The sequence below is a fragment of the Frankia sp. Mgl5 genome (genome assembly GCF_023242985.1).
GTDB lineage: Bacteria > Actinomycetota > Actinomycetes > Frankiales > Frankiaceae > Parafrankia > Parafrankia soli.
The window spans coordinates 1-11,899 of sequence record NZ_JALKFY010000667.1 but is presented as its reverse complement, the minus strand read 5'-3'; the positions used below and the strand labels follow the sequence as shown (position 1 = coordinate 11,899).

The following is an 11,899-nucleotide window of genomic DNA, read 5'->3' as shown; positions in this document are numbered from 1 at the left end:
CCGCTCGGGGCAGAAACTGGACAAACCCCCCGGGGTGGTTGCTTGACGTCACGAGCCGAAGGTGTGCGGTCCCGGGGAATGTCTGCCGCGGTTCCGGACATCGCCACCCCCGGTTCGCCAGAAATACCCGCGTGCCGTCCTGCCCCCGGCCGTATTCGCGGTGAGTTCGCTGTGTCGTGCCGGGCGGTGCCGGCCGTCGAAGCAGTCTCCAGTGCCTTTGTGGAGGGAGACGACTGGGAAGGGAAGCCTCGACCTCATGATTCGCTTCGCCTTACTCGGCCTGGGGCTGGGGGCGATCTACGTCCTCGCCGGCCAGGGCCTGCTTCTGGTCTACCGGGGCTCCGGTGTCGTCAACTTCGCCCAGGGAGCGTTCGCGGCGGTGGGTGCGCTCGCGTTCTACCAGCTGCACGTCGAGTCCGGTGTGCCGACCGCGGTGGCGGTCGTGCTGGCACTGCTCATCTCCGGGCTCGCCGGGACCCTCATGCACCTGCTCGTGATGCGCCCACTGCGCAACGCCCCGCCGCTGACGAGGGTGATCGCGACCCTCGGCATCATGGTGGTGCTGCAGCAGGCCGGCCGCATCATCTTCGGGACGCAGGTCAAGACCGTGCCGTCCTTCCTCCCGACCGACAGCGTGCACCCGTTCGGCGGGCCGGCGGTGGGCGCGGACCGGCTGGTCCTGCTGGCCATCGCCGCCGTGATCTCGGTGGTCCTCTGGGTGACCTACCGCTACAGCAAGTTCGGGGCCGTGACCTCGGCGGTGGCGGAGAACGAGCGCGCGGCCCAGCTCGCCGGCCACTCGCCCGACGTGATCGCCGCCGCCAACTGGACCCTCGGCGCCATGCTCGCCGGGCTGGCCGGCATCCTGATCGTCCCGATCTCCGGGCTCGACATCAACACCCTCGTCCTGCTGATCATCCCGGCGCTGGCGACCTGCGTGGTCGCGAGCTTCGCGTCGTTCCCGATCGCCTTCGCCGCGTCCCTGGTCATCGGCATCACGCAGTCCGAGATCACCAACTACGTCAGCGCCGCCGGCTGGGGCGAGGCCGTCCCGTTCCTGGTGGTCATTCTGGTGCTGGTCGTGCGGGGGCGCGGCCTGCCGCTGCGCAGCCACGTGAACGAGCTGCTGCCCGAGATCGGTACCGGGGCGCTGCGGCCCGGCCGGGTCGCAGCCGTGCTGGCCGTGGCGCTGCTGGTGATCCTGTCCACCCCGACCAACTGGACCGACGCGTTCACCACCACGATCATCGGGGCGGTCATCTGCGTCTCGCTCGTCGTCGTGACCGGCTACGGCGGCCAGCTGTCCCTCGCGCAGTTCGCCTTCGCCGGCTGGGGCGGCTACGTCGCCTCCCGGCTGGCCGCCGTGCACGGACTCCCCTTCCTCCTGGCCCTGGTCATCGGGATCGTGGCGGCAGTACCCGTCGGCGTCCTGGTCGGCCTGCCGGCGCTGCGGACGCGCGGTATCCACCTGGCCATCGCCACCTTCGGCCTGGCGTACTCCATCCAGGCGGTGCTCTTCCAGAGCGTTCCCCTCACCGGGGGACTCAACGGAACGGTGGTCGACCCCGCGTCGCTGTTCGGCTGGAGCGTCGACCCCGTCGGCCACCCCAAGCGGTACGCGGTCGTGTGTCTGGCCGCGCTGCTGCTCGCCGCCCTGGTGGCGGGCAACATCAGGCGCGGCCGGGCGGGCCGGCGGCTGGTCGCCGTCCGCGGCAACGAACGCGCCGCCGCCTCGCTGGGGATCAGCGTCTACGGAGCCAAGCTCTTCTCCTTCGCCCTCTCGGCGGCCATCGCGGGTCTGGGTGGCGTGCTGCTGTCCTTCCAGGCGGGGGGCTACGTCGACTTCAACCAGTTCAACGTCTTCAACTCGATCGCGGTCGTCATCAACACCGTCATCAGCGGTGTCGGCTTCCTGCTCGGCGGTGTGCTGGCCGGAGCGAGCACCGCCGGTGGGCTGACACCGAAGATCTTCGGCGAGATCTTCCCGAACGACGACATCAACCAGTACGTGACCCTGGCCCTCGCCGTCCTCCTCACCCCCACGCTGATCCAGTTCCCGAACGGTCTCGCCGCCAAGGTGGCCACCCTGCGGCCACCGGCGGCGCTCACCTTCGGCCGCATCACCCGCAGGCCGCCGGCCGAGGCGGACCAGGGCGACGACGCCTCGGCCGGCCCGGGGAAGGCGCGGGCGTCGATCCCGCCGGCCCCCGCCCACCGGGTGCCACCGAAGGTCCTCGAGGTACGCGACGTCGCCGTGCGCTTCGGCGGCGTCCAGGCCCTCGGGGGCGTCTCCCTGGAGGTCAGGCCCGGCGAGGTCGTCGGGCTCATGGGCCCCAACGGAGCCGGCAAGACCACGTTCATCGACGCCGTCACCGGCTTCAACCGGATCCAGGGCGGCACGATCCACCTCGACGGTGTCCAGATCGACGGGATGACGGCACGCCGCCGCGCCCGCCTGGGCATCGGGCGGACCTTCCAGTCGCTCGAACTGTTCGACCAGCTCACCATCCTGGAGAACCTGCGCACCGCCTCCGACCCGCGCGACTCGGCCGCCTACCTCACCGATCTCGTGCGCCCCCGGCACACCGAGCTCACGCCGGCGGCGCGGTCCGCCATCCACATGTTCGAGCTCGCCGACGACCTCGACCGCGTCCCCTCGGTGCTGTCCTACGGCCGCCGCCGGCAGGTGGCGATCGCCCGGGCGATCGCCACCGAGCCGTCCATCCTGCTTCTCGACGAGCCCGCGGCCGGGCTGAACGAGACCGAGACCCGCGAGCTCTCGGACCTGCTGCGGCGCCTCGTCGACGAGTGGGGCGTCGGCATCCTGCTCGTCGAGCACGACGTCCCCATGCTCAACCGCGTCTGTGACCGGCTGGTGGTCATGGACTTCGGCACCGTCATCGCGACCGGCACCCCGGCGGAGATCCGTACCAACCCGCGGGTGATCGCCGCCTACCTCGGCGAGGAGCGCGAGGCCGTGGACGGCGAGACCGTGGACGGCGAGGCCGTGAATGCCACGGTGGAGGAGGAGGTAGCGCAGAGCGTGGTTCAGGAGGTCGTCGGGGAGGTGCGCTGAGAAGACCTCGTCACTACCAGGATCACGCCAATCACCGACCAGGATCACGCCAAGCGAAGGGCCCCTCGGCGATGAAGATGGACGACATGATTCTGGTGAGCATCGACGATCACTCGATCGAGCCACCGGACATGTACGAGAAGCATGTGCCCGCCAAGTACCGGGACCTGGCACCCAAGGTCGTCCGCACCGAGAGCGGAATCGACCAGTGGGTCTTCCAGGGCGCCGCCACCTCGACGCCGTTCGGCATGGCGGCGACGGTCGGGTGGCCGGCGGAGGAGTGGGGGCGCGATCCCGGCACCTACACCGAGCTGCGTCCCGGCTGTTTCGACCTGAAGGCCCGGGTCGACGACATGAACGCCAACGGCGTCCTCGCCTCGATGTGCTTTCCCAGCATGGCCGGGTACAACGCCCGGACCTTCGCCGAGGCCCCGGACAAGCAGCTTTCCCTGATCATGCTGCAGGCCTACAACGACTGGCACATCGACGAGTGGTGCGCCGGCGCGCCGGGACGGTTCATCCCCATCGGGATGCTGCCGATGTGGGACGCCGAGCTCGCCGCCGCCGAGGTGCGCCGGCTGGCGGCGAAGGGCTGCCCGGCGGTCAGCTTCCTGGAGGCCCCGCACGCCCAGGGGTACCCCAGCCTGCTGTCCGGCTACTGGGACACGCTGCTGAACGCCGTCGTCGAGACGGGCACCGTGCTCTGCCTGCACATCGGGGGTGGCATGGGGCTGCTCAAGCTGCCGGTCGAGGCGCCGCCGGACCACTCGATCATCCTGTCCACCCAGATCATGACCCTGGTGGCGCAGGACCTGCTGTTCGGGGGCGTCCTGCGGAGGTACCCGACGCTCAAGATCGCCTTCTCGGAGGCCGGGATCGGCTGGATCCCGTTCTACCTGGAGCGCGCCGACCGGCACGTGAAGAACCAGTTGTGGCTGCACAACGACTTCGGGGGCCGGCTGCCCTCGGAGATCTTCCGGGAGCACGTCCTGGGCTGCTTCATCACCGACCCGCACGGGCTCAAGGCCCGCCACGACATCGGGATCGACATCATCGCGTGGGAGTCCGACTACCCGCACACGGACACGACGTGGCCGGAGTCGCCGGAGCTCCTGTGGGGCGAGCTGACCGACGCGAGCGTGCCGGACGAGGAGATCCACAAGATCACCTGGCAGAACGCCTGCCGGTTCTTCGGCTTCGACCCGTTCACCACGATCCCGCGCGAGGAGGCCTCCGTCGGGGCCCTGCGGGCGCGGGCGCGCACCGCGCACGTCGACACCACCCGGATGTCCAAGAACGAGTGGCGGCGGCGGAACGAGGCGGCGGGCATCGGGGTGCTGGCCCGATGAGTCAGGACGCCCCGATCAGCAAGAACGCCCCGATCAGCGGGGACAGCGGCGGCGGACAGCTCGCCGGCAAGGTGGTCGCGGTGACCGGCGCGACCAGCGGCTCCGGCCTGGCCATCGCGCGCCGGTTCGCGGCCGAGGGGGCCGAGGTGGTCCTGCTGGCCCGCGGCGCGGACCGGCTGAAGGCCCTCGAGGAGGAACTCGGTCCGCGCGCGGTGGGCCTGCCCACCGACGTCGGTGACCCGGACAGCGTGCGCGCGGCGTTCGCTGCCGTCGAGAAGCGGTTCGGCAGGCTCGACATCCTCATCAACAACGCCGGTCTGCACCGCCCGTGCCCCTTCGAGTCCGTCACCGACGCCGACATCCTCACCCAGGTGCGCTGCAACCTGCTGGGCCCGGTCTACACCTGCCGGGCGGCGATCCCGCTGCTGCGGGCCGCGGGCGGCGGCGACATCATCAACACCTCGTCCGAGGTGACCCTCGAGGTGTTCCCGTACGAGGCCGTCTACAAGGCGACCAAGGCGGGCCTGGAGGCGCTCGGCCAGGCGTTGGGCCTGGAGTTCGAGAAGGAGGAGATCCGGGTCACGACCCTGATCCAGGGCGTGGCCCTCGGTGAGGGCGGCGGCTCGACGGACTGGAAGGACAACGGGGAGCACACCCATCTGGTGTGGCCGCGCCTTCAGGCGGAGGGCACGGTCAACCGGGTGATCGGGAAGCACGGCGGGATGACGGTCGAGAGCGTCGCCGACGTCCACGTGTTCATCGCGACCCGACCGCGCGGCCAGAAGCTCGATGTCGTTCGCGCCCGCAGCTACTAGGCGATCGGTGCTGGGAGATAGTGGTGGCTGATTTCTACGACGCCCTGCCGGCCGACTACCTCAACCCGGGCCAGACCATGACCGTCGAGGTCGACGGTTTCCCGGTGGCGGTCGCCAACGTGGAAGGCGAGTACTACGCCTTCCAGAACCTCTGCCCGCACCAGGGCAGCACCCTGGGCGGGCGCTCCCTGGAGGAGGGCTGCTTCGTCGTCTGCCCGACGCATGCCAGCCGGTACGACGTGCGCACCGGCACCTGCGTCCGGCCCTCGTCGTCCGACGGGTTCAACCAGGACCTGATGGTCTTTCCCACCCGGGTGGAGGACGAGGTCGTCCAGGTGAGGATCTGACGGCCGACCCCGGCGGGCCCGCACTGGGCCCGCCGGGGTCGTTCACAGCATCCCGACACGGTATTTCGACGGGCCCGCCGTAGACCGGGCCCTGGCCCAGATGGCAGCCGGCGGCGGCCAGGAGGCTCGCCTGCGCGCGGTCGTGGATCGCCGGCGCCACCACGGTGAGGGCGCGGCGCCGGGCCGCGCGCAGGGCGTTGGTGCGCGCGGCCACGGCGAGGTCCGGGTCCCGCGTCGTCGCGGAGGCGACGAGGCCAGGGTCGAGCCGGATCGCCCGGACCGGCAGCGCGGCGAGCAGGGCCAGCGAGCGGCAGCCGCCGTCCAGGCCGTCCAGGGCCAGTGGCAGCCCGCAGGCGGCGAACCGTTCCGGCACGCCACGGGCCGTGACCTCCTGGGCGGAGACACCGGACAGCGCCCCGTCGGTCCTGGTCAGCAGGAGCACGAGTGCGCCGGGGCGGGCACCGCCGTCGGCCGCGAGCCCGGCCAGCTCCGCCAGCGCGCCCGGATCGCGCACGAGCCGGTCGGCCGCAACGGCGACGAAGACCGGCCCGGCCTCCACCGTCGGCACCGTCTGACCGGCCAGATCCCGGCAGGCCCGCTCCACCACGAACGCGTCCAGGTCCACGGACAGCGCGTCGGCGGCCATCCGGCGGAGGCGGTCGGCCGGCACCGTGCCCAGGCGCGGATGGGACCAGCGCGGCGACGCCTCGAAACCGGCCAACCGCCCGTTCCGCAGGTCCACGACCGGGTGGTACACGACCTGCAGGATCCCGCCGTCCGCCTCGCCGCGCAGCGCCAGCGCCAGATCGCCGCGGATGGTGGTGGGCGCCTCGGGAGCGGCCTGCCCGGCCTGGCGTACCACGAGCCGGCCCTTCCCCTGCCGCTTCGCGGCGTACATCGCGCCGTCGGCCTCACGGAGCAGGCTGTCCGCGGTCGGCGGCCGGCTGGGCCGGGCCTGCGCCAGGTTCACGTGGACCAGGCCGAAGCTGGCGCCGACCGGGACGGTCCGGCCGGTGACCTCGCAGGGGGCGCGCGCGCCGGCCGCCAGCCGGCGGCAGAGCAGCTCGGGATCGCCGGTGCCCCCGTCGAGGAGAACGACGAACTCGTCTCCGCCGAGCCGGGCGACCGTGTCGGTGGAGCGCGTGCCCGCGCGCAGCCGGCGGGCGGTGACCCGCAGGAGCTCGTCCCCGACGGCGTGGCCGAGGGTGTCGTTGATCCCCTTGAAGTTGTCCAGGTCGCAGAACAGCAGCGTGAACGGCGATCCGCCGGCGCTGTGCTGGTCGAGGGCGTGCCGCAGCCGCGCGGCGAACAGCGCCCGGTTGGCGAGCCCGGTCAACGGATCATGGAACGCCTGGTGGCGTAGCTGGCGCCGGCTCGACTCGACCAGTGCCAGCAGCTGGGACTTCTCGCCCAGGTTCAGCATCTGACGGACGATGACGATCATGAACAGGCCGAACAGGGCGTAGACCTGGAACAGGTTTGAGTGCGCGCCGACGGCGAGCTCCGCCAGCACCACGGCTCCGGCGACCGCCAGCGCCAGGTACGGCACGGCCGCGTGCAGCCCCCGGAGCCGGGCCCGGTGGGCTGTCTGTGGGGGAGGGGCCCTGGCCGGAATCGGCACGAGAGCGGCGAGCAGCACCAGCAGCCAGCCGAAGGGGAATCCCAGCAGCGCGGTCGGGGTGACGCCGTGCCGGGCCGTCACCACGTCGGCCACGGCCATGGTCGAGGACGCCGCCAACGTGAGCCATCCGGCCCCCAGCAGCGCGAGGGCCCACGGCGACCGGGGCCGGCGAAGCGCGCCGACCGACAGGACGGCGACGAGGAGGACCAGCTCCCCGATCAGGTTCCCGAAGGAGCTCAGGAATTTCAGGCCGTCCAGGTCGACGGTCCGCAGCAGCGGGCCCAGCACCACCGACCAGGCCAGCAGGATCAGCGAGCCGACGACCAGGACGCTGTCCAGCACGACGATCGCGTACCAGTGGTGCGCCCGCCCGGCCGCTACGGGCTCGTCCTCGCTCACGTGCCGGGACGGCAGGGGGTCCGAGGGGAAGGAGAGGAGCCCGGCCAGCGCGGGCAGGTACGACAGCAGGAACAGGCCGTACACCGCCGGGCGGGACGTGGCCGCGGTCGGTTCCTGGCCGAACCCCGCGCTCAGGGTCGCGGCCGCGAGCCCGAGTCCGGAGACCGCCGTCGCCGCCACGAGCACCCGCCATCGCCGGTCCGGGCCGCCGGTCCTCCGGGCGGTGCGGAGAAGGACGACCACCGTGGCCAGGCAGGTGACGTTGGTCGCCAGCAGGATGGTGAGATAGCCCCATAGCTCGGGCAGAACGGTCGCACACGCGGTGACCGTGAGCGCGAAGACGGCGGTGAGAGCCGCCGCCGTGCGCAGCGCCGGATCCAGGCGTGGCGCAGATGGTCCTCTCGGCATGTCCCAACCCCGATCGGTCCACCGCGCCGCACCGGGACGCTGCGCCGAGCCGTCGGCGGACCACTCCACTCGGGGAAAACCGTACCTCCGGTGACGAGCGGGCCGCGATCCGCGACGGGCCGGACGGAAGACGGGTGCGCGTCGACCGTCGCTCCACGCGCACCCACCGGACGTCCGCGGACGCTCCTTCCCGCCGGTCGGAGCGTCCGCGGACGCGACCCTCAGGCGCCGGTGTCCTGCCCGAAATAGGCGCCCTCGATCTGCTGCAGGTCCCGCCTGGCCTCAGCGGCCGTGCCGGCCCACACCACGCTGCCGCGGCGCAGGATGTAGGCACGGTCGGCGACGCTCAGTGCCTGCCGGGCGTGCTGCTCGACGAGCAGCACACCCGCGCCGCGGTCGGCGGCCGCGCGCAGCGCGTCCATCAGCCTGGTCACGATCTTGGGTGCCAGGCCGAGGGAGAGCTCGTCGGCGAGCAGGACGGCCGGCTCGGCCGCCAGGGCGCGCGCCGTCGAGAGCATCTGCTGCTCACCGCCCGACAGCAGGCCGGCCCGCCGCCGCAGCAGCGGCCTGAGCTCGGGGAAGAGCTCCAGCGCCCGTTCGACCGGTCCGGGGCCGATGCGAAGGTTGTCCCGCACCGACAGCTGCGAGATCACCGACCGTTCCTCGGGCACCACCCCGAGGCCGTCGCGCACCCGGTGGTGCAGTGACCGGTCGGTGGGCTCGCCCCGCCAACGGATCTCTCCGCCGAGACTGGGCAGCGCCCCGGAGAGCGTCAACAGGGTGGTGGTCTTCCCCGCCCCGTTCGGGCCGAGGACGACGACGATCTCACCCGGCCGGACGTCGAGGCTGACGTTGCGGACGCACGGCACCCGGCGGTAGCCGGCGGACAGGTCCGTCGCCTCCAGCACGGGCGCGGTGCCGGCCGGCACGGTGTCAGTGGGCGCGGTGGCGACGGGCATCGTCGGTGACCTCCCCGGGCGCGGGCTGATCGGCGGGGCACAGGGCGGCGCGCACCCGCGGGTCAGGGCGGGGCGCTGGCAGCGGCCGGGGAATGAGGCTGGTCCTGCCGCCGGTGCTGGACCGGTGGCCGGTCATCGGGATCTCGCCGTGGATACCCCGGTCTTTAGGTCGGGGAGGAAACGGCGTCCCTTGCTGGGCCGCATGATCGAATCCTTTCGGTAGAATGAGGGCATGTCCCGCTACCGGCTCGATCCGGCAGCCGAACAGGCTGTCGGAATGGAGGAGCACTGCGGGCACGCGCGTTTTGTCTGGAATCTCGCGGTCGAACAGCAGTCGTGGTGGACGCCCGGCCGGGGGAACGCGCCGAACCATGCGGAGCGTTGCCGGCAGTTGACCGAAGCGCGGGCGGAGTTCGAGTGGCTGCGGGTCGGTTCGCAGACCGTTCAGCAGCAGGCGCTTCGAGACTTCGACCAGGCTATGCGGAACTTCTTCAACGGCTCGCACCGCCGCCCGACCTTCCGGAAACGTGGCCGGTCCGAGGGTTTCCAGATCGTGGGGAAGAACGCGCGGGTCGAGACGCTGAACCGGAAGTGGTCCCGATGCTGGATCCCGAAGGTCGGCTGGGTGAGGTTCCGCGTGTCGCGGACGATCCCGGACTTCAGGTCGTACCGGGTGACCCGGGATCGGGCGGGCCGCTGGCATGTGGCGTTCGCCGTAGCACCCGACCCGATCCCCGCGCCGGGAACCGGCGAGGTCGGCGAGGTCGTCGGTGTGGATCGGGGTGTCGCCGTGTCCGCGGCGCTGTCCACCGGGGAGCTGCTGTCCTGCCCGACGCTGAGGCCAAAGGAAGCCGAACGGCTCCGCCGGCTCCAGCGCCGGCTGGCGAAAGCCACACGCGGGTCGAACCGGCGCGGCCGGCTGAGGACCCGGATCGCCCGGGTGAAGGTCCGAGAGGTCGACCGGCGGAAAGACTGGGTGGAGAAAACCTCCACCGATCTTGCCCGCCGGTTCGACGTCATCCGGGTGGAAGATCTCCGCATCACGAACATGACCCGGTCGGCCCGAGGCACTGTCGACCAGCCGGGCCGGAATGTTCGGCAGAAAGCCGGACTGAACCGGGGCATCCTCGCCAACGGGTGGGGTCTGCTTGCCCGGCGGTTGGAACAGAAAGCACCCGGCCGGGTGGAGAAGATCCCGGCCGCTTACACCAGTCAGTGTTGCTCGTCCTGCGGGCATGTGGCGCCCGGGAACCGCGAGAGCCAAGCGGTGTTCCGGTGCGTCGCCTGCGGGCATACGGCCAACGCGGACGTGAACGCGGCATGCAATATCGCGGCTGGACGGGCCGTGACCGCGCGGGGAGGCGCGGTCACGGCCGCGCCCGCGAACCGCGAACCTCAACATTCCGCACCTCCCCTGGTGGGTGTGTAGGAGTTGGAATCCCCCGCGTTCACGCGGGGGAGGACGTCAAGGCCTGCTGAAGATCGGGACGAACCCGTCCGAGGTCTGTTCGATCTTGCCGTCCTTGACGACGGCCTCGATCATCTGGTTGTTGAACAGCCGGGGCATGCCCGGGATGCCGGTGAACGGCGTCTTGGTGGTGTAGCCGTCGGGCAGCATCCCGAAGACGTTGAAGTTCTCGAGGTTGCTGAAGGCGCTGAGGACGGACTCGCGGGTGATCGGGCCGTCGATGGTGCGGGCGACCTGCGCGAAGGCCCACGTGTCGAGCCAGCCCATGAGGCCGACCTGGTCGATGGGCTTGCCCGGCTGGTACTTGGCCATCTCCTCGCGGAAGCGCGTCGCTCCCTCTGAGTCGCCGGTGGCGATGGGCAGGCCGGCGGCGACGAGGATGCCGTCGGTCTTGTCGCCGAGCGACTTGAGCGTCTCGGGCACCAGGACGGAGGCGCTGACGGAGAGCTTCTGGTCGAAGTCGCCGCCGGCGGTCACGGTGAGCCAGGACGCGAAGTGGGTCGGCATCATCGCCAGGACGACTCCGTCGCCCTCGGCGCCGCGGGTGACGGCCGGGGTGAGGTCGGTGGCGGTCACGTCGATCGGGATGCCGCCCTTGACCTGCAGGCCGCGACCCTTCTGGAGGGCGACCTGGTTGAACTGGAGGGCAGCGGCGGCCTGGGCGACGTTGGTGTAGGCGACCTGGATGTCCTTCGCCCCGGCGTCGGCGAGGATGGCGGCCAGACCGGCACCCTCGGACCCGGCGAGCGGGAACGAGTTCGGCGAGTTCAGGACGGACTGGGTCGACGGCGGCGGGCCGATGTTCGGGACGTGAGCCTGGTTCAGGATCGTGTTGACCTGTTCCTGATACGCGTGGTAATCGCCGACCTCGGCGACGATCGACTTGTCGGCGACGAGGTCGCGGGCGCACCCGACGGCCTTGGCCGGTCCGTCGGTGGCGCCGCCGTCACAGACCTTGATCTCGAGGGGGCGGCCGCTGATGCCTCCCGACGCGTTCACCGCCGCCGCGGCGGCCTGCGCGGCCTGATAGACCTCGACACCCGGGGTCACGCTGTTCAGCGTGGTGATCACCTGGAGGACGACCGGGTCTCCCTTGAGTCCGGCGGTGTCCGCGCCAGCCTCATCCGAGTCACTTCCACATGCCGCGAGAGCGGCCGATAACAGGCCGGCGGCAGCGGTGAGTGCGAATAGCCTGCGATGCTTCACGTCGAAGCTTCCCTTCCCGGTTGTCTCCCGCAAGGACGCATGCGGAAGACTGCTTCGGTGGTTGTTCTGGCCCGGCGCCGGGTGATGGGCCCGGGGATTCCGGGCCGATTCGGGGCAGGGTGGCGTGGGCTTCTCTCGTGGCCCCGGACGGGTGACCTGGGGTGGACGGTGTCCGCCCGCCGGTGCGTTTCCCGGATCCGGGCTGGGCTCATCCCGGTCGGGATGTTTTGTCCGTTTCGGGTAGGGTGAGC

Annotated in this window: 8 protein-coding genes; 5 read left to right on the top strand and 3 right to left on the bottom strand. The window is 71.4% G+C overall.

All coding sequences use genetic code 11. The features are described 5' to 3' along the window. The first annotated feature begins 256 nt into the window (after window positions 1–256). The 4 genes from MXD62_RS22155 (at window position 257) to MXD62_RS22140 (ending at window position 5,587) form a co-directional block, all read left to right on the top strand. Window positions 257–3,076: a branched-chain amino acid ABC transporter permease/ATP-binding protein gene (locus MXD62_RS22155; protein ID WP_248831407.1), complete on the top strand. Its 2,820-nt coding sequence runs from the start codon at window positions 257–259 to the stop codon at window positions 3,074–3,076. 71 nt (window positions 3,077–3,147) lie between these two features. Then, on the top strand, window positions 3,148–4,425 hold the full coding sequence (locus MXD62_RS22150) for an amidohydrolase family protein (RefSeq protein ID WP_248831406.1): 1,278 nt from the start codon (window positions 3,148–3,150) through the stop codon (window positions 4,423–4,425). Next, window positions 4,422–5,240 (top strand): SDR family oxidoreductase, encoded by an 819-nt coding sequence (locus MXD62_RS22145; RefSeq protein WP_248831405.1) that lies wholly within the window; start codon window positions 4,422–4,424, stop codon window positions 5,238–5,240. Before MXD62_RS22150 ends, MXD62_RS22145 begins: the two co-directional genes overlap by 4 nt. Window positions 5,241–5,263: 23 nt before the next feature. Beyond that, complete coding sequence (locus tag MXD62_RS22140) at window positions 5,264–5,587, top strand: Rieske (2Fe-2S) protein (RefSeq protein WP_018500812.1); 324 nt, start codon at window positions 5,264–5,266, stop codon at window positions 5,585–5,587. On the opposite strand, the gene MXD62_RS22135 is transcribed toward MXD62_RS22140, so the two are convergent. Both MXD62_RS22135 and MXD62_RS22130 read right to left on the bottom strand, forming a co-directional pair. Then, window positions 5,523–8,015, bottom strand: coding sequence for a diguanylate cyclase (locus tag MXD62_RS22135; protein ID WP_248831404.1), 2,493 nt, complete (start codon window positions 8,013–8,015; stop codon window positions 5,523–5,525). The two genes, MXD62_RS22140 and MXD62_RS22135, sit on opposite strands and share 65 nt — an antisense overlap. Before the next feature lie 221 nt (window positions 8,016–8,236). Then, entirely contained in the window at window positions 8,237–8,974 is a 738-nt protein-coding gene (locus MXD62_RS22130) for an ABC transporter ATP-binding protein (RefSeq protein ID WP_248831403.1), read from the bottom strand. Between the two features lie 232 nt (window positions 8,975–9,206). Between MXD62_RS22130 and MXD62_RS22125 the strand changes: the two genes are divergently transcribed. After that, a complete protein-coding gene (locus MXD62_RS22125; RefSeq protein WP_248831402.1) occupies window positions 9,207–10,403 on the top strand; it encodes a transposase in 1,197 nt (398 codons plus the stop codon). A gap of 36 nt (window positions 10,404–10,439) precedes the next feature. Here the strand turns inward: MXD62_RS22125 and MXD62_RS22120 are convergent, their stop codons facing one another. Then, entirely contained in the window at window positions 10,440–11,513 is a 1,074-nt protein-coding gene (locus MXD62_RS22120) for an ABC transporter substrate-binding protein (RefSeq protein ID WP_248831401.1), read from the bottom strand. Between the last annotated feature and the right edge of the window lie 386 nt (window positions 11,514–11,899).

Excerpts from the sequence above, each read along its gene's own strand:
- MXD62_RS22155 (WP_248831407.1), top strand. The coding sequence starts at position 257 with ATGATTCGCTTCGCCTTACTCGGCCTGGGGCTGGGGGCGATCTACGTC.
- MXD62_RS22150 (WP_248831406.1), top strand. The coding sequence starts at position 3,148 with ATGAAGATGGACGACATGATTCTGGTGAGCATCGACGATCACTCGATC.
- MXD62_RS22145 (WP_248831405.1), top strand. The coding sequence starts at position 4,422 with ATGAGTCAGGACGCCCCGATCAGCAAGAACGCCCCGATCAGCGGGGAC.
- MXD62_RS22135 (WP_248831404.1), bottom strand. The coding sequence starts at position 8,015 with ATGCCGAGAGGACCATCTGCGCCACGCCTGGATCCGGCGCTGCGCACG.
- MXD62_RS22130 (WP_248831403.1), bottom strand. The coding sequence starts at position 8,974 with ATGCCCGTCGCCACCGCGCCCACTGACACCGTGCCGGCCGGCACCGCG.
- MXD62_RS22125 (WP_248831402.1), top strand. The coding sequence starts at position 9,207 with ATGTCCCGCTACCGGCTCGATCCGGCAGCCGAACAGGCTGTCGGAATG.